The 21,455-nt window shown below is 67.5% G+C and carries 20 protein-coding genes; 7 read left to right on the top strand and 13 right to left on the bottom strand.

Annotation, left to right across the window (positions count from 1 at the left end):
- Positions 1-83 precede the first annotated feature (83 nt).
- From BM297_RS06595 to BM297_RS06585, 3 genes are all read right to left on the bottom strand, one after another.
- On the bottom strand, positions 84-440 hold the full coding sequence (locus BM297_RS06595; protein ID WP_092429517.1) for a histone-like nucleoid-structuring protein, MvaT/MvaU family: 357 nt from the start codon (positions 438-440) through the stop codon (positions 84-86).
- Between the two features lie 228 nt (positions 441-668).
- Positions 669-1,355, bottom strand: a complete 687-nt coding sequence (locus BM297_RS06590; protein ID WP_175526610.1) for a UPF0149 family protein — start codon at positions 1,353-1,355, stop codon at positions 669-671.
- Positions 1,356-1,489: 134 nt separating this feature from the next.
- Positions 1,490-1,837: a YajD family HNH nuclease gene (locus BM297_RS06585; protein ID WP_092429513.1), complete on the bottom strand. Its 348-nt coding sequence runs from the start codon at positions 1,835-1,837 to the stop codon at positions 1,490-1,492.
- Positions 1,838-2,241: 404 nt separating this feature from the next.
- Here BM297_RS06585 and BM297_RS22370 point away from each other — a divergent pair, with 404 nt between their 5' ends.
- Together BM297_RS22370 and BM297_RS06575 are read left to right on the top strand one after the other, a co-directional pair.
- Positions 2,242-2,574, top strand: a complete 333-nt coding sequence (locus tag BM297_RS22370) for a restriction endonuclease (RefSeq protein WP_092429511.1) — start codon at positions 2,242-2,244, stop codon at positions 2,572-2,574.
- Between the two features lie 54 nt (positions 2,575-2,628).
- Positions 2,629-3,414, top strand: a complete 786-nt coding sequence (locus tag BM297_RS06575; protein WP_092429509.1) for an HNH endonuclease — start codon at positions 2,629-2,631, stop codon at positions 3,412-3,414.
- Positions 3,415-3,462: 48 nt separating this feature from the next.
- On the opposite strand, the gene BM297_RS06570 is transcribed toward BM297_RS06575, so the two are convergent.
- On the bottom strand, positions 3,463-4,107 hold the full coding sequence (locus BM297_RS06570; RefSeq protein ID WP_092429507.1) for a TetR family transcriptional regulator: 645 nt from the start codon (positions 4,105-4,107) through the stop codon (positions 3,463-3,465).
- Positions 4,108-4,310: 203 nt separating this feature from the next.
- Between BM297_RS06570 and BM297_RS06565 the strand changes: the two genes are divergently transcribed.
- Genes BM297_RS06565 through adeC form a run of 3 tightly spaced genes read left to right on the top strand, consistent with a single transcriptional unit; the run spans position 4,311 to position 10,030 of the window.
- On the top strand, positions 4,311-5,486 hold the full coding sequence (locus tag BM297_RS06565) for an efflux RND transporter periplasmic adaptor subunit (RefSeq protein WP_092429505.1): 1,176 nt from the start codon (positions 4,311-4,313) through the stop codon (positions 5,484-5,486).
- A 12-nt stretch (positions 5,487-5,498) separates the two neighbouring features.
- Positions 5,499-8,639 (top strand): efflux RND transporter permease subunit, encoded by a 3,141-nt coding sequence (locus tag BM297_RS06560; protein WP_092429503.1) that lies wholly within the window; start codon positions 5,499-5,501, stop codon positions 8,637-8,639.
- A complete protein-coding gene (adeC, locus tag BM297_RS06555; protein WP_092429501.1) occupies positions 8,636-10,030 on the top strand; it encodes an AdeC/AdeK/OprM family multidrug efflux complex outer membrane factor in 1,395 nt (464 codons plus the stop codon). Before BM297_RS06560 ends, adeC begins: the two co-directional genes overlap by 4 nt.
- A gap of 143 nt (positions 10,031-10,173) precedes the next feature.
- On the opposite strand, the gene BM297_RS06550 is transcribed toward adeC, so the two are convergent.
- From BM297_RS06550 to BM297_RS06515, 8 genes are all read right to left on the bottom strand, one after another.
- Positions 10,174-11,388 carry a methyltransferase gene (locus BM297_RS06550; RefSeq protein ID WP_092429499.1) on the bottom strand — a complete coding sequence of 405 codons (1,215 nt, stop codon included), beginning with the start codon at positions 11,386-11,388 and terminating at the stop codon, positions 10,174-10,176.
- Positions 11,389-11,396: 8 nt separating this feature from the next.
- Positions 11,397-12,089, bottom strand: coding sequence for an ABC transporter permease (locus tag BM297_RS06545; RefSeq protein WP_092429497.1), 693 nt, complete (start codon positions 12,087-12,089; stop codon positions 11,397-11,399).
- Entirely contained in the window at positions 12,086-12,781 is a 696-nt protein-coding gene (locus tag BM297_RS06540; RefSeq protein ID WP_092429495.1) for an ABC transporter permease, read from the bottom strand. Before BM297_RS06540 ends, BM297_RS06545 begins: the two co-directional genes overlap by 4 nt.
- Before the next feature lie 47 nt (positions 12,782-12,828).
- The gene (locus tag BM297_RS06535) at positions 12,829-13,581 is read right to left on the bottom strand and encodes an ABC transporter substrate-binding protein (protein WP_092429493.1); all 753 of its coding nucleotides are present in this window, start codon (positions 13,579-13,581) and stop codon (positions 12,829-12,831) included.
- Positions 13,582-13,642: 61 nt separating this feature from the next.
- Positions 13,643-14,416 carry an ABC transporter ATP-binding protein gene (locus BM297_RS06530; RefSeq protein WP_092429492.1) on the bottom strand — a complete coding sequence of 258 codons (774 nt, stop codon included), beginning with the start codon at positions 14,414-14,416 and terminating at the stop codon, positions 13,643-13,645.
- 111 nt (positions 14,417-14,527) lie between these two features.
- A complete protein-coding gene (gene trmA / locus BM297_RS06525; protein WP_092429490.1) occupies positions 14,528-15,607 on the bottom strand; it encodes a tRNA (uridine(54)-C5)-methyltransferase TrmA in 1,080 nt (359 codons plus the stop codon).
- Positions 15,608-15,714: 107 nt separating this feature from the next.
- Positions 15,715-16,935: a serine/threonine transporter SstT gene (sstT, locus tag BM297_RS06520; RefSeq protein ID WP_245768222.1), complete on the bottom strand. Its 1,221-nt coding sequence runs from the start codon at positions 16,933-16,935 to the stop codon at positions 15,715-15,717.
- Positions 16,936-17,099: 164 nt separating this feature from the next.
- Complete coding sequence (locus tag BM297_RS06515) at positions 17,100-18,227, bottom strand: methyltransferase (protein WP_092429488.1); 1,128 nt, start codon at positions 18,225-18,227, stop codon at positions 17,100-17,102.
- 71 nt (positions 18,228-18,298) lie between these two features.
- Here BM297_RS06515 and BM297_RS06510 point away from each other — a divergent pair, with 71 nt between their 5' ends.
- Together BM297_RS06510 and BM297_RS06505 are read left to right on the top strand one after the other, a co-directional pair.
- Positions 18,299-19,075: a ferredoxin--NADP reductase gene (locus BM297_RS06510; protein WP_092429487.1), complete on the top strand. Its 777-nt coding sequence runs from the start codon at positions 18,299-18,301 to the stop codon at positions 19,073-19,075.
- A gap of 287 nt (positions 19,076-19,362) precedes the next feature.
- Positions 19,363-20,925, top strand: coding sequence for a TerC family protein (locus BM297_RS06505; protein ID WP_092429485.1), 1,563 nt, complete (start codon positions 19,363-19,365; stop codon positions 20,923-20,925).
- A gap of 66 nt (positions 20,926-20,991) precedes the next feature.
- On the opposite strand, the gene mscL is transcribed toward BM297_RS06505, so the two are convergent.
- Complete coding sequence (gene mscL, locus BM297_RS06500) at positions 20,992-21,402, bottom strand: large-conductance mechanosensitive channel protein MscL (protein ID WP_092429483.1); 411 nt, start codon at positions 21,400-21,402, stop codon at positions 20,992-20,994.
- Positions 21,403-21,455 lie beyond the last annotated feature (53 nt).

Below are 21,455 nucleotides of genomic sequence, written 5' to 3'. Positions count from 1 at the left end.
ACGAATCACTCCCTGACAGGGTCGGTGTGGGTGGCCGCCAGTGTGCGAGAAAAGCGCGTGTCAGGCTACCTGCCGCGCGGATCTCAGTTCTTCTGCAGCCAGGTGCTGACGAACTTCTCGCCGTGTTCGGCCTTCCAGGCCTTGAGCGTCTTGTTGTTGCCGCTCTTGGTTTCCAGCACTTCGCCGGTGATCGGATTGGTCCAGATCTGCGTCTTGCGCACGCGGCGGCCAATTTCGAGTTCGGCAACCTGGATCGGCTGCGGGTCGAGAATGTCGACGATGTCCTGCAGCTTGAATCCGTATTCCTTCAGCAGCGACTTGAGCTTGTCTTCAAACTCGATTTCGCGCTCCAGTTCTTTGTCATGCTTGAACGATTCCAGGCGTGCCAGTTGCTCCCTGAGGGCCTGTTCGGCCTTGCGGAATTCCAACAGTTTGGACATCAAATTTCTCCGGGTGAATAGGGAAGGTCTGCAATAAGAAGAATATCCGGGTGCGCGAAATCCGCGCACTCCCTGCGCCTGTTTTTTCGCCACGGATAAGGTGATGCTTTTTATAGCGACTGTTACCGGCCGTCAACAGCGCGGCCGGATAACAGCCAACACCTATTCTCCCGCTCGCCGCAATAGGCGAGGGAGAATAGGCGGATTCAGTCGAATATCAGGACGGCATCAGTGCAGGCAGCACTGCTTGAACTTCTTGCCGCTGCCGCACGGGCACGGATCGTTGCGGCCGGTCTTCGGCGTCTTGGGTTTTTCCGCCTCGGTCATCCAGAAGTCGCGAATGGCGAACACCAGATCCGGCAGGCTTTCGCGCATTTCTTCGCGCTCTTCCTCGGTGATTTCCTCTTCGCCGTCCAGCGAATAGGCGCCGCTGAGCAGCATGAACGGCAGCAGCAACTCCGGCTGCGCTTCGCGCAGGGCTTCCCAGTCCTTCTCGCGCAGCTCGACGCCGCGCATGTAGCCGTAGCACCACTCGTCGACGACCACTTCCTCGCTGCCGTCCTCCTCGCTGATCTCGTAGATCGGCGCGAAGCTTTCCGGGTCCTCGAACAGGCTGTTGGCCAGCGAGTTCATGTGGCGCATCAGCAGGTCGGTGAGCTTCTGCAGTTCGGCTTCCGTCTCGAACTTCGGCAGCTTGCCGCGCCACAGCGCCGGCAGCCATTCCGATGGCGAGATCGGGTTGAGCCCGGTCAGTACCGCGGTGAGAAAGCCGTCCAGCTCGGAAATACTGAACACGCAGTCCACTTCCTGGCTGTCCTTGGCATGGTCCTGCTCGACCTTTTCCGAGTAGCCGAACAGCAGCTCGTTCAGTTCCTCGATTTCCGCCTCGTCGAGCGGCTTTTCGTACTCTTGCATGGAATTATTCCTGGTCATTCTGGTTGGCGCGCATGTTAACAGGCGCGCCGCTGGTCCTGCGGGAAAACCCGCCGCGTCGCGAGGGGTTTTCCGCGCCACTGGTCGGCCGCGCTCGCGGCGCGGCGGGCGGCGAGTTACTTCTTTTCGTCGATCAGCGACTTCAGATTGGCAAACGGGTTGTGCTTCACCTGCGGCGATTTCTCGCCGGGAATCACCGCGCTGCCGTTTTCGCCATTGTAGATCGAATACTTGGAGTGCTCGTGGTCGTGGCAGTACAGGCACAACAACTCCCAGTTGCTGCCATCGCCCGGATTGTTGTCGTGATTGTGGTCGATATGGTGGACCGTCAGCTGGCTCAGGTTGGAATAGGTGAACTCCCGCGCGCAGCGTCCGCACACCCAGGGATACATCTTCAGAGCCTTGTCCCGATACCCCGACTCGCGCTGCCTGTAGCTGGCGGTGCTGCCTGTTCTGTCCGACATGCTAGTGCTCACATTTTTCTGGATTGAACGAGGTGGCGCAGCTGGGCGCCACCGCTTGCTGCGAGTGTTGGGCATGTTCGCCGGGCAGGCAAGAGCGGCGCGCCGGACTGCAGTGTCCGCGCGGTAGCCAGCGGGTTACTTCGGTCAGCCTTTCTTGGCCTGATGGACCGGCTGGAGCGGGCGCTGGGGCGGCGCGACTGCGTACCATCACCAGCGATTGTCGCTACATCCAAGCCGGCAAGGTCGCGCCTTTCACCCATCACGGCGGTGCGCTACCGCGGCCATAGCGGTAGTGCGCCGATGGGTGTGGTGTCCGAGATGGTGGGGTAAGCTGCCGGGCCGTAATTGGTCCTCGTTCAAAAGGAGTTTGAAGTTGGCGAGAAGAAGGAAGAGTTCGCTGGTCGATGATTTGCTTCACATCGCTTCTCGACTGCCTTGTGGTTACCTCCGGGCAATTTACTCCGGAAGCGAAGAACTTCGCCGCAGGGCGCCATGTGACATTGATCGATGGTGACGCCCTCCGTAATTGGCTTCCTGGCGTCGTGGATCGTCCGCTACAACCCGCCCCGTTAAATCCGCTTGCTTCGAATGTGCGGCCTGCGCCATCTATGCCTGCGCCAGCCTGCCCAATCTGCCAATCCATCATGTTGCGCCGTACGGCAAAGCGCGGAGTCAATGTCGGGCGGCAATTCTGGGGCTGTTCGAAGTTTCCGGCGTGCCGTGGTGTCAGGGCATAGCTACTGCGATCAATTCGTAAGGAGGGCGGTTGCCCTTGGCGGGAGCCGGACACGATGAGCCTCAAGCGTTGGACTACTGGCCAGCTCAAGCTGGCCTTTCATCTGTATTGCCATCTGCCGTTCGGTCAGTTGCACAGCCGCCACCCGGAAATCGTTGAGCTGGCTGGTTTGATCGGGCGCACCCCTTCAGCGGTGGCGATGAAACTGGTCAATTTCGCCAGCCTGGATCCGGCCATCATAGCCAGCGGGCGCAGAGGCCTGGATGGCGCGTCCAAGCTGGACCGTGAGGTCTGGACGCAGTTCCATGCCGACTGGGAGGGACTGGCGCTGGAGTGCGCCGGTCTGCTTGCCGTCTTGCGCGCTGAACACAACATGCCGGCTGACGACCAGGAGCGGGACGAGGCCGGCGACGGGCTGGCGCTGGCCGATTTCACCGGCGCCACCCGCCAGGTCGTGGTCGAGCAGCGCATCAAGCAGCAGTTCTTCCGCCGCGCGGTGCTCGGCAGTTATCGCGGGCGCTGCTGCATGTCCGGACTGGCCGAGCCGCGTCTGCTGCTGGCCAGCCATATCGTGCCCTGGCGTGCGGACAAGGCGAACCGGCTGAATCCGGCCAATGGCCTGTGCCTGTCTGCCTTGCACGACCGCGCCTTCGACCAGGGGCTGATTACCCTCGAGGACGACTTCACCATCAGGCTCTCCGCGCAGTTGCGCCAGCGTGACGAGCCCTTCGTGCGGGAGGTGCTGCGGCCGCTGGCCGGCCGGCAAATCGAGCTGCCTGAGCGCTTCCTGCCCAGCGTCGAGTTCGTCGCCTGGCACCGGCAGCAGGTGTTTGTCGGTTGAGTGAGGTGCTGGTTGCCGGCAATCGCGTCACGAGCCCTGCCTGCTGCGCTACTCCTGCGAGGGATGCCGCAACGCCGGGCTGAACCTGAGCATGTCGAGCATGGCATCCACCAGGGCTTCGGCCTCGCGGTCGAGGGGATAGCTGTCGGGGCGCAGCAGCCAGTTGTCGATCAGGCCGTGAATATAGGCATGCACGGCGATGGCGGAGCGACGCAGGTCGAGATCGGCGGGCAGCTGGCCGCGCTGCACGGCGTTGCGCAGGGACAGGGCGATGTCCTGGTCGATCTCGTCGCCGGTGGCCTGCAGGTGCTGGCGCAGGTCGGCCTGTTCGCCGGCCAGCTCGCACTTGTGGTGGAGGATTTCGCTGACCCGGCGCTGCTGCGGGTCGTCCACCACCTTGCTGAGGAAGTGGCTGAGGATGCTGCGCATCTGGCCCATCGGGTCCGCTTCCTCGGGATCACGGGCAGCGGCGCAGACGACCTTGTTAGCGTCATGTTGGCGGACGAACATGGCATGGAAGATGTCGGTCTTGCTGGTGAAGTGCCAGTACAGGGCGCCGCGCGAAACGCCGGCATCGGCGGCGATGTCGGCCATGGTGGTGTGGGCCACGCCCTTGGCGGCGAACACGCGCTCGGCGCTGTCGAGGATCTGCTGGCGGGTGATTTCGGCTTCTTCTTTTGTTCTACGGGCCATCGGGAATCTCATGCGCCGGTCGGGTGGGGTCTTCGGGGGCTCGCGGCCTGGCAAGGGCGCCCGTTGGGGCGTACGGTGTTCAAAAATTGCTACAGGTCTGCGTTTACAAACAAACGTGAACGTAAGTATATTAGCAAGTCTTGGAGATTCAACCACTCCCACACTCATTCTCTTGCTTGTGCACACGAATTCGAGGCTTCCCGATGAATAGCGCATCCGCACGCGCGGCGCTGGGTTTTGTCGCCCTGTCGTCGCTCCTGTTGCTGGCCGGCTGTGGCAAAGAGGACGCGGCCGGGCCGCAGGCTCGCCCCGCGCCGCAGGTGGGGGTGGTGACCCTCGAGGCCCAGCCGTTCACCCTGACCACCGAGCTGCCGGGCCGTACCGCAGCCTACCGGGTGGCCGAGGTGCGTCCGCAGGTCGACGGCATCGTGCAGAAACGCCTGTTCAAGGAAGGCAGCGAGGTCAAGGCCGGCCAGCAGCTGTACCAGATCGATCCGGCGATCTATCAGGCGACCCTGAAAAGTGCCGAGGCCAGCGTGCTGTCCAGCCGTTCGCTGGCCGAGCGCTACAAGGTGCTGGTGGCCGACCAGGCGGTCAGCCGTCAGCAGTATGACGAGGCGCGCGCGGCGCAGCTGCAGGCGGAGGCGGCGCTGGATAAGGCGCGCATCGACCTGCGTTACACCAAGGTGCTGGCGCCGATCGGCGGGCGCATCGGCCGCTCGGCGGTGACCGAGGGTGCGCTGGTGAGCAACGGGCAGAGCCAGGCGCTGGCGGAAATCCAGCAGCTCGATCCGATCTATGTGGACGTGACCCAGTCGGCCAGCGAGCTGCTGCGCCTGCGCCGCGAGCTGGCCAGCGGCCAGCTGGAACAGATCGACGGCGCGGCCAAGGTCAACCTGACCCTGGCCGACGGCAGCACCTACGCCCATGCCGGGCGCCTGGAGTTCTCCGAGGTGTCGGTGGACCAGGGCACCGGCTCGGTGGTGCTGCGCGCGGTGTTCCCCAACCCGGAGCAGGTGCTGCTGCCGGGGATGTTCGTCCAGGCGCAGCTGCAGACCGGCGGCAAGCGTGCGGCGATCCTCGCCCCGCAGCAGGGCGTGGCGCGCAACGCCAAGGGCGAGGCCACCGCGATGGTGGTCAATGCCGACAACAAGGTGGAGCCGCGGGTGCTCAAGGCCGAACGCACCGCCGGCAGCTTCTGGCTGGTCAGCGAGGGCCTCGCGCCTGGCGATCGGCTGATCACCGAGGGCCTGCAGTTCATCAAGCCGGGTGACGTGGTCAACCCGCAGCCGGCCAGCAATGTGTCGGCGCTGTCGAGCGCCGCCGCGGCCCCGCCGAGTGAACAGAAGCCCGCCCAGCAGCCGGCTCAGAGCCGTTAAGGGAGCGCTGTCATGTCGAGATTCTTCATCGACCGGCCGATCTTCGCCTGGGTGATCGCCCTGGTGATCATGCTGGCCGGCGGTCTGTCGATCCTCAAGTTGCCGATCAACCAGTACCCGAGCATCGCGCCGCCGGCGGTGGGGATTTCCGTGCGCTATCCGGGCGCCTCGGCGCAGACGGTGCAGGACACCGTGGTGCAGGTGATCGAGCAGCAGCTCAACGGTATCGACGGCCTGCGCTACATCGCCTCGGAGAGCAACTCCGACGGCAGCATGACCATCACCGCGACCTTCAACCAGGGCACCGATCCGGACATCGCCCAGGTGCAGGTGCAGAACAAGCTGCAGCTGGCCACGCCGCTGCTGCCGCAGGAGGTCCAGCAACAGGGCATCCGCGTCACCAAGGCGGTGCGCAACTTCCTGCTGGTCATCGGCCTGGTGTCCGAAGACGGTAGCATGGACCGCAACGACCTGGCCGACTACATCGTCTCCAACATCCAGGATCCGCTGTCGCGGACCCGCGGCGTCGGCGATTTCCAGGTGTTCGGCGCCCAGTACGCCATGCGCATCTGGCTGGATCCGGCCAAGCTGAACAACTTCGCGCTGACTCCGGTGGACGTGAAGAGCGCCATCCAGGCGCAGAACGTGCAGATCTCCTCCGGCCAGCTCGGCGGCCTGCCGGCCTCGCCGGGCCAGCAGCTGACCGCCACCATCATCGGCAAGACCCGCCTGCAGACCCCCGAGCAGTTCCGCGACATTCTCCTCAAGGTCAACGCCGATGGCTCGCAGGTGCGTCTCAAGGACGTCGCCCGCGTCGAGCTGGGCGGCGAGAACTACAGCATCAGCGCCGAGTACAACGGCCTGCCGGCCACCGGCATCGCGGTCAAGCTGGCCACCGGCGCCAACGCGCTGGATACCGTGGCGGCGGTGCGCCAGACCCTCGCCGAGCTGGAGCCGTTCTTCCCGCCGGGGATGAAGGCGGTGTATCCGTACGACACCACGCCGGTGATCTCGGCGTCGATCATGGGCGTGGTGATGACCCTGTTCGAGGCCATCGCCCTGGTGTTCCTGGTGATGTACCTGTTCCTGCAGAACTTCCGCGCCACGCTGATCCCGACCCTGGCGGTACCGGTGGTACTGCTCGGCACCTTCGGCATCCTCGCCGCGTTCGGCTTCAGCATCAACACCCTGACCATGTTCGCGATGATCCTGGCCATCGGCCTGCTGGTCGACGACGCCATCGTGGTGGTGGAGAACGTCGAGCGGGTGATGAGCGAGGAGGGCCTGTCGCCGCTGGAGGCCACGCGCAAGTCGATGGGGCAGATCCAGGGCGCGCTGGTCGGCATCGGCCTGGTGCTGTCGGCGGTGTTCGTGCCGATGGCGTTCTTCCCCGGCTCCACCGGGGTGATCTACCAGCAGTTCTCGATCACCATCGTCTCGGCCATGGTGCTGTCGGTGCTGGTGGCGCTGATCTTCACCCCGGCGCTGTGCGCGACCCTGCTCAAGCCGATCGCCAAGGGCGAGCATCACCACAAGGGCGGTTTCTTCGGCTGGTTCAACCGCAACTTCCAGCGCGGCGTCGACGGCTACGAGCGTGGCGTCAAGGCGGTGCTCAAGCGCAAGGCGCCCTACCTGCTGCTGTATCTGGTGATCGTCGCCATCATGGCGTGGATGTTCACCAAGATTCCCACCACCTTCCTTCCCGAGGAAGACCAGGGCGTGCTGTTCAGCCAGGTGCAGACCCCGGCCGGCTCCAGCGCCGAGCGCACCTACGAGGTGGTCCGGCAGATGCGCGAGTACCTGCTCGAGGAGGAGGGCGACGTGGTCAGCTCGGTGTTCACCGTCAACGGCTTCAACTTCGCCGGTCGCGGGCAGAGTTCGGCCATGGCGTTCATCAACCTCAAGCCGTGGAGCGAGCGCAGCGAGCCGGGCCAGAGCGTGTTCGAGCTGGCGCAGCGTGCGCAGCAGCGCTTCTTCGGCTTCCGCGACGCCATGGTGTTCGCCTTCGCCCCGCCGGCGGTGATGGAGCTGGGCAACGCCACCGGCTTCAACGTGTTCATCCAGGATCGCGCCGGCGTCGGCCATCAGGTGCTCACCGCGGCGCGCGACCAGTTCCTCCAGCTGGCCGGGCAGAACCCCAAGCTGGCCGGCGTGCGCGCCAACGGCCTGCGCGACGAGGCGCAGTACCAGCTGCTGATCGACGACGAGAAGGCGCGCGCCCAGGGCGTGGCGCTGGCCGAGATCGACCAGACTCTGTCGATCGCTTGGGGCGGCAGCTACGTCAACGACTTCATCGACCGCGGTCGGGTGAAGAAGGTCTACCTGCAGGGCGATGCCGGGGCGCGGATGAACCCGGAGGATCTCGACAAGTGGTTCGTGCGCAACGACCAGGGCCAGATGGTGCCGTTCAGCGCCTTCGCCAGTGGTCAGTGGATCTACGGTCCGCCCAAGCTGTCGCGCTACAACGGCGTACCGGCGATGGAAGTGCTGGGCGCCGCGGCACCGGGTTACAGCTCGGGTGAGGCGATGATCGAGGTCGAGAAGCTCGCCGCCGAGCTGCCGCCGGGGGTGGGTCTGGCCTGGACCGGACTGTCCTACGAGGAGCGCCTGGCCGGTGGCCAGGCGCCGGCGCTGTATGCGCTGTCGCTGCTGGTGGTGTTCCTCTGCCTGGCGGCGCTGTACGAGAGCTGGTCGATCCCGTTCTCGGTGATGCTGGTGGTGCCGCTGGGCATCATCGGTGCGCTGCTGGCCACCTACGGCCGCGGCCTGTCCAACGACGTGTACTTCCAGATCGGCCTGCTCACCACCATCGGCCTGTCGGCGCGCAACGCGATCCTTATCGTCGAGTTCGCCAAGTCGCTGCACGCGCAGGGCATGAGCCTGGTCGACGCGGCGGCGCAGGCCTGCCGCATGCGTCTGCGGCCGATCGTGATGACCTCGCTGGCGTTCATCCTCGGCGTGGTGCCGCTGGCGATTTCCAGCGGCGCCGGCGCCGGCAGCAAGCACGCCATCGGCACCGGGGTGATCGGCGGCATGCTCTCCGCACTGGTGCTGGCGATCTTCTGGATCCCGCTGTTCTATGTGCTGGTCTGCTCGCTGACCGAACGCAAACGCAAGCCGGCAGTGCAGGCCGAGAAGGAGTCCGTGCAGTGAACAAGTCGATCCTGACCCTGAGCATCGTCCTGGCGCTGAGCGGCTGCTCGCTGATCCCCGACTACCAGCGTCCCGAGGCGCCGGTGGCGGCCAGCTGGCCGCAAGGGGCAGCCTACGCCGAAGCGGGCTCGGCGGTTGCCGAGCTGCCGGAGTGGCGCAGCTTCTTCCGCGATCCGGCGCTGCAGCAGCTGATCGGCGTGGCGCTGGACAACAACCGCGACCTGCGCGTGGCCGCGCTGAACGTCGAGGCCTACCAGGCGCTGCACCGCATCCAGCGCGCCGAGCTGTTCCCGCAGCTCGACGCCCGTGGCAGCGGCACCCGTCAGCGTCTGCCGGCCGACCTGACCCGCACCGGTCAGGCCGAGACCAACGGCGAGTACGGCGCCACGATCGGGGTCACCGATTGGGAGCTGGACCTGTTCGGTCGTCTGCGCAGCCTCAACCAGGCGGCGCTGGAGCAGTACTTCGCCACCGCCCAGGCGCAGCGCGCCACGCAGATCAGCCTGGTGGCCAGCGTCGCCGACGCCTGGCTGACCCTGCAGGCCGACCGCGAGCTGCTGACCCTCAGCGAGGAAACCCTCAAGACCTACGAGCAGAGCCATGCGCTGACCCAGCGCAGCTTCGACGTCGGCGTGGCCTCGGCGCTGGAGTTGCAACAGTCGCGCACCGCGGTGGAGGGCGCGCGGGTCAGCGTGGCGCAGTTCACCCGTCTGCTGGCACAGGATCGCAACGCCCTGCAGCTGCTGCTCGGCAGCGCTCCGCCGGCCGACCTGCCGGCGGCGCAGGCGTTGGATCAGGCCGTGCTCGCCGAGCTGCCGGTCGGCCTGCCCTCCGCGCTGCTGCAGCGTCGCCCGGACATCCTCCAGGCCGAGCACCAGCTCAAGGCGGCCAACGCCGACATCGGTGCGGCGCGCGCGGCGTTCTTCCCGAGCATCAGCCTGACCGCGCGCGCCGGCACCACCAGCAGCGAACTGTCCGGGCTGTTCAAGGGCGGCAGCGGCACCTGGCTGTTCCAGCCGCAGATCAACCTGCCGATCTTCACCGCCGGCAGCCTCAAGGCCAATCTCGACTACGCCAGCCTGCAGAAGGACATCCGCGTGGCGCAGTACGAGCAGGCGATCCAGGCCGCGTTCAGCGAGGTCGCCGACGGCCTGGCGGCGCGCGGCACCTATCACCAGCAACTCGCGGCGCAGCGCGACCTGGTCGAAGCCAGCGCCGAGTACTACCGTCTGGCCGAGACCCGCTATCGCACCGGCGTCGACAGTCAGTTGACCCTGCTCGACGCCCAGCGCCAGCTGTTCGCCAGCAGCCAGCAGCTGATCGACACCCGCCTGGCCCAGCTGGGCAGCGAGATCGCCCTGTTCAAGGCGCTCGGTGGTGGGGTGGAGTGACACCGCTCCAGCCGTGTGTGCTGTGGGAGGCGCGACCTCGCGGCGATGCGGGCCACAGGCCCGCCCGAAGGGCAAGTGCTGCAGTGTGGTGAACGGATCGAAGGCGCCTCTTGCGGGCGCCTTTTTCATGTCTGGTCGTGCGGCTAATCCCGCTCGGCCAGCAGCAGCAGGTTGCGCGGGGTCAGCCGGTAGGCGCAGAAAGTGCCGAGGCGCACCGCGTAGCCCTGCTCCTCCAGGTACAGGGCGCGATCGAGCAGCAGCCACACTTCCAGCGGGCGGCGGAACAGGCCGCGCAGCAGCTCCAGATTGCGCACCTCGGCGAGGCGCTGCCAGCCGCGGGCTTCCAGCGCCGCCCAGTCGCGCGCGGCCGGCGCCGGCAGGCCCTTGAGCGCGGCGAGGTCGCGGCACCAGTCGGCGAACGGCTTGTGCAGCCAGGCCGGCGGCAGCGAGGGGGTCGGCAGGTAGGCGTCCACCCCGCGCAGCTCGCGCTGCAGGTAGTCGAAGGCCAGCCGGCGGGCCATCGAGTGGTCGCGCTGGCGGCGCACGCGGCTGCCGGCGGTGACGGTTTCCTGCAGCGGCAGGCCGAGGTCGTCGCGGCCGAGCAGCAGCGGCGAGGCCTGGGCGAGCTGTGACAGCGGCGCGTAGAGCTCTGCGTCGATGCGGTTGTAGCAGCACGGCGCCACCGCCAGCTGGCGGCAGCCGCCGCGGCTGGCCAGCTGCAGCAGGCGCATGTGCAGCGCGCCGCAGGCGTGCAGGGCCACCGGGGTGTGCTCGGCGTGCAGGTGGCCTTCGGCGCTGGCGGCCAGCACATCCTGCTCGAGGTGCCGGGCGTCCAGCGCCAGGCGCCGGCTCAGGCGCTGGCCGTCGGCGACCAGCGCGGCATCGTATTCCAGACAGGTCAGCGGCGTGCCGGCATGCGCCAGGCGGCGGCCCAGGTGGCCCTTGCCGGCACACCAGTCGAGCCAGTGGTGGACCGGCTGGCGGAAGTCCAGGCTGGCGGCGAAGGCGTCGATCTGCTGCCACTTGCGTCCCGGCACGTCGACGCTGAACGACGCCGGCAGGCTGGCCAGCGCGGCGGCCGGCAGCGGGCCGACCGCGGCCAGTTCGGCGGCGCGAGCGGCGAGCTCCGGGAATGGCGCCGGAGCGTCCAGCAGCTGTTCGGGATGGTTGTGCAGCGCCTCGGCCTGCTCCAGGCTGCGCCCGCGCAGCCAGCCGGCCAGCGCCGGGTGCGCGGCTTCCCAGGCCAGCGTGCGCTGGACGAACGGCTTCTCGCGCCACAGCGCCTGGTGGGCGAGCAGGAAGGCCTCCAGTTCGGCGAAGCGCTGGCGCAGCAGGGGGCCTTGGAGGATCTCGGACACGGCCAGCCTCAGCGTCCCCGCGCCGCGTCCACCCGCAGCCAGCGCTCGATGCCGCGGAAGATCCAGGTCAGACCGATGGTGATGATCAGGTACAGCGCCCCGGCGTAGACGAAGAAGAACATCTGCTCGTAGGTGCGCGAGCTGATGGTCTTGGCCATGCCCATGATGTCGTAGAGGGTCACGGTGTAGACCACCGCGCTGGCCTTGAGCATCAGGATCACTTCGTTGGTGTAGGCCGGCAGGCCGATGCGCGCCGCGCGTGGCAGGATGATGTGCCACAGCGTCTGGCGCTTCGACATGCCCAGCGCGCGCGCCGCCTCCACCTCGCCGACCGGCACGGTGTGGATCGCTCCGCGCATGATCTCGGCGATGTAGGCCGCGGTGTGCAGGGTCATGGTCAGCAGCGCGCACCAGTACGGGTCGCGCAGGAACGGCCACAGCACGCTCTGGCGCACCGCCGGGAACTGCGCCAGGCCGTAGTAGACGATGAACAGCTGCAGCAGCAGCGGCGTGCCGCGGAAGAAGAAGATGTACGCCGAAGGCAGGGCGCGCACGTGCCAGTGCCGCGAGGCGCGGCCGATGCCCAGCGGCAGGGCCAGCAGCAGTCCGGCGACCACGGCGATCGCCACCAGCTCGAGGGTCAGGGCGACGCCGTCGAGCATCTTCGGCGTCCACTTGACCAGCAGTTCCCAGCCGCTCATAGCTCGTTCCTCGCGATGCCGCGGCCGGCGCGTTTTTCCAGATGATTGAGGACCAGCATGACGATCACGGTGAGGGCGAGGTAGATGGCCGCGGCGCTCATGTAGAAGGTGAAGGGCGCCTTGGTGGCGTTGGAGGCGATGCCGGCCTTGCGCATGATCTCTTCCAGGGAGATCAGCGACACCAGCGCGGTGTCCTTGAGCAGGATCATGTACAGGTTGCCGAGGCCGGGCAGCGCGGTGCGCCACAGCTGCGGCAGGATGATGCGCCAGAAGATCCGCATGCCGGACAGGCCCAGCGCCTGGCCGGCCTCGCGCTGGCCCCTGGGGATGGCCAGCAGCGCGCCGCGGAACACCTCGGTGGCGTAGGCGCCGAAGCACAGGCCGAGCGCCAGGGTGCCGGCGGCGAACGGGTCGAGGGCCAGCTCGGGGTAGCCGAGCGGCGCGCCGACGGCGTTCAGGCCGCTCACCGTGCCGTAGTAGATCATCAGCACCCAGAGGGTTTCCGGCACGCCGCGCACCAGCGTGGTGTAGCCGCCACCGAGCAGGCGCAGGGGCAGGTTGGCCGAGGTCTTGGCGAGGGCGCCGAGCAGGCCGAGGAGCAGCCCGACGCTGACGGCAGCGAGGGACAGCTTGATGGTCATCCAGGTGCCGGCGGCCAGCGCCGGCCCGAAGCCTTGAAGGTCAGGAATCATGGTTTGTCGGCGGCGCGCCAGCGTGGCGATGGCGCGCCGCTACGGGCTCAGTAGATGCTGAAGGGGAAGTACTTGGCGTTGATCTGCTGGTAGGTGCCGTCCTCGACGATCGCCTGCAGCGCGCTGTTGAGCCGCTCGCGCAGGGCGTCGTCGCCCTTGCGTACGGCGATGCCGATCTTGTCGTCGTCGAACACCGGCTCGCCCTTGAACTCGAAGTCCTTGCCGGCGTCGCTCTTCAGCCACTCCCAGTTGACCAGCTTGTCGGCCAGCACGCCGTCGACGCGGCCGCTGGCCAGATCGAGGTAGGCATTCTCCTGGGTGTCGTAGAGCTTCACCTCGACCACGTCGCCGAGGTTGTCCTCCAGCCAGGTACCGGCGATGGTGGCACGCTGGGCGCCGATCACCTTGCCGTCCAGGCTCGCCTCGTCGGTCTTGAAGTCGACCGACTTGGGCGCGATGAACTGCAGCTTGTTGGTGTAGTAGGGGTCGGTGAAGTCGACCGCCTGCTTGCGCTCGTCGGTGATCGACATGGAGGCGGCGATGAAGTCGAACTTCTTGGCGTTGAGCGCCGGGATGATGCCGTCCCAGTCGGAGGTGACGATCTCGCACTCGGCCTGCATCTTCACGCACAGCGCCTTGGCGATCTCCACGTCGAAGCCGGTCACGTTGCCGCTGGCGTCGATCTGGTTGAAGGGCGGGTAGGCGCCTTCGGTACCGATGCGCAGCTTGTCGGCGGCCAGCGCCGGGGCTGCGAACACCAGGGCTGCGGCCACGGCCAGCAGCGAGTTGCGGATTTTCATGGGTAGGGCTCCTTGTAGGCTTTCCGTCGCCGGCCGTGCGGCAGGCGCTTGGGCCGAGTTGTTATTTGAGGCTAGACATGAACTGGCGGCAGCGCTCCGAGTTCGGGTTGCCGAACACCTGGTCCGGCGGCCCCTGCTCCTCGACCAGGCCCTGGTGGAGGAACACCACCTCGCTGGACACCTGGCGGGCGAAGTTCATCTCGTGGGTGACCAGCAGCATGGTGCGGCCTTCCTCGGCCAATGCACGGATCACGTTGAGCACTTCCTGGACCATCTCCGGGTCGAGCGCCGAGGTCGGCTCGTCGAACAGGATGACCTTGGGTTCCATGCACAGGGTGCGGGCGATGGCCGCGCGCTGCTGCTGGCCGCCGGACAGCTGGGTCGGGTAGCTGTGGCGCTTGTCGGCGATGCCGACCTTGGCCAGCAGCGCCTCGGCGCGCTCGCTGGCCTCGGCCTTGCTCAGGCCCAGCACGCGGCGCGGCGCCTCGATGATGTTGTCGAGAATGCTCATGTGCGGCCAGAGGTTGAAGTTCTGGAACACGAAGCCGAGCTGGCTGCGCAGGCGGTTGATCTGCTTGCTGTCGGCGGCGACCAGCTCGCCGTCCTTGCCCGGCTTGAGCTTGAGTTCCTCGCCGGCGACGAAGATCTGCCCCTGGTACGGGCTCTCCAGCAGGTTGATGCAGCGCAGGAAGGTCGACTTGCCGGAGCCGGAGGAACCGAGGATGGAAATGACGTCGCCGTCGTTGGCGGTCAGCGAGATGCCCTTGAGCACCTCGAGGTCGCCGTAGCGTTTGTGCAGGTTGCGGATTTCCAGTGCCGGAATGGCTGCGGCCATGGGGGGATTCCTGATGTTGTTATCCAGATCAAGCTAGCACGGCGCCCCCGGCGGGCGCCACGGGGCCTGGCGGGCCTGTGTAGAGGATTTTGCGACAGATACTGCTGTGGCTCAGCGCCGCTCGAGCAGCACGCCGCTTTCCATGTGGTGGGTCCAGGGGAACTGGTCGAACAGCGCGCAGCGCACGATGCGGTGGGTGTCGTTGAGCTGGGCGAGGTTGGCGGCCAGGGTCTCCGGGTTGCAGGAGATGTACAGGATGCGCTCGAAGCGCCGGGTCAGCTCGCAGGTGTCCGGGTCCATGCCGGCGCGCGGCGGGTCGACGAACACGCTGCCGAACTGGTAGCCCTTCAGGTCGATGCCGGCCAGGCGGCGGAACGGGCGCACCTCGTTGAGCGCCTGGGTCAGTTCCTCGGCGGACAGGCGCACCAGCTCGATGTTGTCGATGCCGTTGTCGGCCAGGTTGGCCAGCGCGGCGTTCACCGAGCTCTTGCTGATCTCGGTGGCCAGCACGCGGCGCACGCGAGTGGACAGCGGCAGGGTGAAGTTGCCGTTGCCGCAGTACAGCTCGAGCAGGTCGTCGTCGCGCTCGCCGAGGGCGTCGAAGGCCCAGTTGAGCATCTTCTGGCAGACGAGGCCGTTGGGCTGGGTGAAGGCGCCTTCCGGCTGGCGGTAGCGGAAGGTCCGCCCGGCGACCAGCAGCTCCTCTTCCACATAGTCTTTGCCGATGACGATGCGCTTGCCGCGCGAACGGCCGACCAGGCTGACGCCCAGCTCGGCGGCGACGCCCTCGGCGGCCACCCGCCAGGCGTCGTCCAGCGGGCGATGATAGCACAGGGTGATCAGCGCATCGCCGGCCAGGGTGGTGAGGAACTCGACCTGGAACAGCTTGAAGCCGATGACCGGGTCGGCCCAGGCGGCCTTGAGGCGCGGCATCAGCGCGTTGATGCGCTGGCTGGCGACCGGGAAATCCTCCAGCAGGATCGGCGTGTGCTTGTCGCCGGCGGCGAACATGGCGTAGTGGCGATCCTCGCCCTCGCGCCACAGGCGGAACTCGGCGCGCAGGCGGTAGTGCTCGCCGGGCGAGTCGAACACTTCCGGCTCGGGGGCATCGAACGGCGCCAGCAGGGTCTGCAGGCGGGCCTTCTTCTCGGCAAGCTGGGCGGCGTAGTGGGTCGGATCGAACTGGGACATCGGTCGCTCATGGAATGCGGGGCTGCGGCCCGGGTGGGAACTTCCGGGGCCACAGCCCCGGAATTACAGGCGCGCATCATAGCAAAGCGCGCCGGCACGGCGAGGACTCAGCGCTTGCGCGCCATGCAGGCCGCGGCGGTGAGCAGCACGTCGGTGGAGGAGTTCAGCGCGGTCTCGGTGGAGTCCTGCACGATGCTGATGATGAAGCCGATCGCCACCACCTGCATGGCCACCTCGGCGGGGATGCCGAACAGGCCGGCGGCCAGCGGGATCAGCAGCAGCGAGCCGCCGGCCACGCCGGAAACGCCGGCGGCGCTGAGCGAGGCGACCACGCACAGCAGCAGCGCGCTGGGGATGTCCACGGCGATGCCCAGGGTGTTCACCGCGGCGAGGGTCAGCACGCTGATGGTGATGGCGGCGCCGGCCATGTTGATGGTGGCGCCCAGCGGGATCGATACCGAGTAGGTGTCCTCGTGCAGGCCCAGGCGCTCGCACAGCTGCAGGTTGACCGGGATGTTGGCCGCCGAGCTGCGGGTGAAGAAGGCGGTCAGGCCGCTCTCGCGCAGGCAGGTGAACACCAGCGGATAGGGGTTGCGGCCGATCTTCCAGAACACGATGAGCGGGTTGACCACCAGGGCCACGAACAGCATGCAGCCGACCAGTACCGCCAGCAGGCGGGCATAGCCGAGCAGCGCGTCCAGGCCGGTTTCCGCCAGGGCCGCGGCGACCAGGCCGAAGGCGCCGAGGGGCGCGAAGCGGATCACCACGTGGACGATGGCCGAGACGCCCTTGGCCAGGTCGTGGATCACCCCGCGGGTGGTCTCGCTGCCATGGCGCAGCGCCACGCCCAGGCCGATGGCCCAGGCCAGGATGCCGATGAAGTTGCCGTTGAGCAGGGCGTCCACCGGGTTGACCAGCAGGCTCTGCAGCAGCCCGGCCAGCACCTCGCCGATGCTGCCCGGTGCGCTGGCGTCGATACCCTGGGTGGTCAGGCTCAGGGTCGAGGGGAACAGGAAGCTGGCAGTCACGGCGACCGCCGCGGCCGCCAGGGTGCTGATCAGGTAGAGGATCAGCACCGGACGAATGTGGGTGGGCTGGCCGCGCTTGTGACTGGCGATGGCCGAGGTGACCAGCAGGAAGACCAGCGCCGGGGCCACGGCCTTGAGCGCGGTGACGAACAGGTTGCCGACGAAGCCGACGGAGCGCGCCGCGTCAGGGAAGAACGCGGCCAACAGGCTGCCGGCGATCAGGCCGATGCAGATCTGCGCGATCAGGCTGGTGCGCGCCAGGCGCTGCAGCAGCGGGCGTGGGGTGGGGGTGTTGTTCAATGGCTGAGCCTCGAAGCTGTTCCGGATGCGCCGGCGCCGCGGACCGCAAGGCGAGCACAGCGCCGTCCATTGCTGCTGGCGTGGAGCGGAGCCGCGCGCGGGGGGCGGGATTGTACGGGGGAAACCCCTGCAGACCTAGCCTGGTCCGACCAATTGTCCGCTGCTCAGCCCTTGCGCGCCTTGAGGATGACGAACTTCGGGTTGGCCGCCACCTGCTCGACCTCGCGGAACAGGCGCTTGAGCTTGGCGTGGTAGCCGAGGTGGCGGTTGCCGACGATCCACAGCTCGCCGCCGCGCACCAGCGCGGCATGCGCCTGCTTGAACATGCGCCAGGCGAGGAAGTCGCCGACCACCTGCTGCTGGTGGAACGGCGGATTGCACAGCACCACGTCCAGCGAGTCGGCCGGCTGGCCGGCCAGGCCGTCGGCGGCGCGCAGCTCCACCGGCCGCTCGCCCAGCGCCGTGCGCCAGTTCTCCGCGGCCGACTGCACGGCCATGAACGACTCGTCGAGCAGCAGGTAGCTGGCGTGCGGATTGTCCAGCGCGCTGACGATCGCCAGCACGCCGTTGCCGCAGCCCAGGTCGGCCACCCGCGCCGCGCCCAGGCCCACCGGCAGGTGCGGCAGGAAGGCGCGGGTGCCGATGTCCAGACCCTCGCGGCAGAACACGTTGGCGTAGTTGACCAGCTCAAGCGGCGGGCTGTCCAGCCGGTAGCGGCTCGGGTAGGGCGACTGCGGCGCCGGCCTGGCCTCGGGGCTGGCGCTGAGCAGGCGCGCCTTCTTCACCGCCAGCGAGGCCTGCACCGGGCCGATGTATTTTTCCAGCAGTTCGCCGGCGGCGCGCGGCAGGTGCTTGACCATGCCGGCGGCGATCACCCGCGCGCCGGGGGCCAGTTGGCCGTGCAGGCGGATCAGCTGTTCCTCGAGCAGCGCCAGGGTCTTCGGCACGCGGATCAACACCACGTCGAACGGCCCCTCGGCGCGCGCGTTGGCCGGGACGAACTGCACGGCGTCCGTCGCCAGGCCGTTGCGCGCCAGGTTCTTGTGCAGCGCCAGGGCGCCGAGGAACGAGTCGCCGCTGCTGAGCACCGTGGCATGGGCGGCCAGCGCGCAGGCCAGCGCGCCGAAGCCGTCGTTGAGCAGCAGCACGCGGCTGCCCGCGGCGAGGCCCTGTTCGTGCAGGTGCTCGAGCAGGTACTCGTCGGCGGCGTCGAAGGCCTGCAGCGGGTCGTGGCGCTGTTCGGGCTGGCGCAGCAGGTCGAGGCTGGCGAAGGGGGTGACGAACTGGGGCATGGGCGGGCGATTTGCGCTATATGAAGGAGGCCCTGCCGCAGCACCGGCCGCGGCAGCAGAGGGAGGCAAGTATGACCGCCAGCGCGGAGAAGTTCACCCGCCAGCGCCTGCTCGAGGTGTGGCGCTGGTCGCCGAGCCTGTTCAGCCTGCGCTGCACGCGCGATCCGGGCTTTCGCTTCCGTGCCGGCCAGTTCGCCCGCCTCGGCGTGCGCAAGGCCAGCGGCAGCATCGTCTGGCGCGCCTATTCGATGGTCTCGGCGCCCCACGACGAGTTCCTCGAGTTCTTCTCCATCGAGGTGCCGGACGGCGAGTTCACCGGCGAGCTCAAGCAGCTGGCCGTGGGCGACGAGCTGCTGGTGGAGCGCCAGGCCTACGGCTATCTCACCCTCGAGCGCTTCCCGGATGGCCGCGACCTGTGGCTGCTGGCCAGCGGCACCGGGGTGGCGCCCTTCCTGTCGATCCTCCAGGATCTCGAAGTGTGGCAGCGCTTCCAGCGCGTCGTGCTGGCCTACAGCGTGCGCACGGCCGCCGAGCTGGCCTATCAGCCGTTGCTCGCCGATCTGCCGCGGCGTGAGTGGCTGGAGGGGGCGGCGCACAAGCTGGTGTACCTGCCGGTGGTGACCCGCGAGCAGGTGCCGGGCTGCCTGGGAGCGCGGCTGACCGCGCTGCTCGACAGCGGCGAGCTGGAGCGTGCCGCCGGCCTGGCGATCAGCCCGGAGCACTCGCGGCTGATGCTCTGCGGCAACCCGGCGATGGTCGAGGAACTGCATGCGCGCCTCAAGCTGCGCGGCCTGCAGCTCAGCCTGAGTCGCCGGCCGGGACAGCTGGCCCAGGAGAACTACTGGTAGTGCGTCGCCCCGCTAAAGAACTGGTTACGATTTTTCGCCAAACCGACACACTCCAGGCCTTATCATCGCCAGCTTGTTCCCTGTTGATGGTTGTCGATGGACAGCGAAAGTTGTCAGCCGCCCGTGGCTTCTGCTCCGCGTGCGGCCTATCCCCCTGCCTTGCCTGCTGCGTGGCGCGCTCCCTGCGTGGCCGCTTCCCCGTTGTTTGTCCGCCCTCGGCACGCCGACCATCTGGTCGTTGGCGTGCCGCTGCGCGTTCGTTCGTCTGCTGAGAGAGTCTGACTGCTATGGAATGGATCGCCGATCCGACGGCCTGGATGGGTCTGCTGACCCTGATCGTCCTGGAAATCGTGCTGGGTATCGACAACCTGGTGTTCATCGCCATCCTTGCCGACAAGCTGCCGCCGCACCAGCGTGACCGCGCGCGGCTGATCGGTCTGGGCCTGGCGCTGCTGATGCGCCTGGGCCTGCTGGCCAGCATGGCCTGGCTGGTGACCCTGACCAGCCCGCTGTTCGAGGTGTTCGGCCAGAGCTTCTCCGGGCGTGACCTGATCATGCTGTTCGGCGGCGTGTTCCTGCTGTTCAAGGCCACCATGGAGCTGCACGAGCGCCTCGAGGGCCACGCCCAGCACAGCGCCGGCAGCCGGACCTACGCGCAGTTCTGGCCGATCGTGGCGCAGATCGTGGTGCTCGATGCGGTGTTCTCGCTGGACGCGGTGATCACCGCGGTGGGCATGGTCGAGCAGCTGTCGGTGATGATGATCGCGGTGATGATCTCCATCGGCCTGATGATGGTGGCGAGCAAGCCGCTGACCGCCTTCGTCAACGCGCGGCCGACGGTGATCATGCTGTGCCTGGGCTTCCTGATGATGATCGGCTTCAGCCTGACCGCCGAGGGCTTCGGATTCCATATTCCCAAGGGCTACCTGTACGCGGCCATCGGCTTCTCGATCCTCATCGAGGTGTTCAACCAGCTGGCGCGTTTTCGCCGCAAGCGCAGCCTGCAGGGCGAGCGCAGCCACCGCGAGCGTACCGCCCATGCGGTGCTGCGCCTGCTCGGCGGCAAGGTGCAGCCCGACGAGGTGGGCGAGGAGATCGCCGACATGCTCGACGGTGCCGCCGCCGGCGAGAGCGAGCTGTTCGACCGTCGCGAGCGGGTGATGATCAGCGGCGTGCTGCACCTGGCCGAGCGCTCGATCCGCACGGCGATGACCGAGCGCCACGAGGTCGACCATATCGACCTGGACGATGCGCCGGAGCAGATCCAGCGGATCCTGCTCGAATCGCCGCATTCGCGCCTGCTGGTGCTGCGCGGCGGCGCGGTGGACGAGCCGCTGGGCTACGTGCACAAGAAGGAGCTGTTCAAGGAGCTGCTGCGCGGCGAACAGCCGAACCTCGAGGGTCTGCTGCGCGCGCCGCTCAACCTGCCGGACAGCTGCACGGTGCTGGGCGCCCTGGAGCAGATGCGCCAGGCTTCGACCCACGTGGCCTTCGTGGTCAACGAATTCGGCGAATTCCAGGGCCTCTTGACTCTCACCGACATCCTCGAGGCGATCGCCGGCGAGCTGCCGGATGCCAGCGAGGTGGAAGGGCCGGACATCGAGTCCTGCGCCGAGGGCTACAAGGTCAGCGGCGCGCTCAACCTCAGCCTGCTGCGCGAGCGCCTGGGCTTCCAGGCGCGGCCGACCGACGACTACCAGACCCTCGCCGGCCTGACCCTGAGCCTGCTCGACCGCCTGCCGATGATCGGCGATGCGCTGGAGTTCGCCGGCTGGCAGCTGCGGGTGATCGAGGTGAAGGAGCGCCGGGTGAGTCGGCTGCTGCTCAAGCCGCCGGCCGAGATGGCCTGATTCCGGACGCAGGCCGCAGAACGCACAACGGCGCCCAGTGGGCGCCGTTGTGCGTTCTGCGGCAGGCTACTTGCCCTGCTGCGCCCTGAGCAGGTCGCGGATCTCGCCGAGCAGTTCCTGGTCCTTGGTCGGCGCCGGCGGGGCGGCCGGGGCGGCCTCTTCCTCGCGCTTGAGGCGGTTGATCACCTTGATGCCCATGAAGATGGCGAAGGCGATGATCACGAAGTCGATGATGGTCTGGATGAACTTGCCGTAGGCCAGCAGCACTGCCGGCGCGTCGCCTTCGGCGGCCTTGAGGGTGACGGCCAGGTCGGAGAAATCCACCCCGCCGATGATGATGCCCAGCGGCGGCATGATCACGTCGCCGACCAGCGAGGAGACGATCTTGCCGAAGGCGGCACCGATGATGATGCCTACCGCCATGTCGATCATGTTGCCCTTGACGGCGAAGGTCTTGAATTCCTGCAGCAGGCTCATGGTTCACTCCCTGAGGTTTTGATTGTTGCCAGTATAGGCCGACCGTGCGGGTT

Source organism: Geopseudomonas sagittaria (assembly GCF_900115715.1).
GTDB classification, from domain to species: domain Bacteria; phylum Pseudomonadota; class Gammaproteobacteria; order Pseudomonadales; family Pseudomonadaceae; genus Geopseudomonas; species Geopseudomonas sagittaria.
This window is presented reverse-complemented; position numbering and strand designations above follow the sequence as displayed.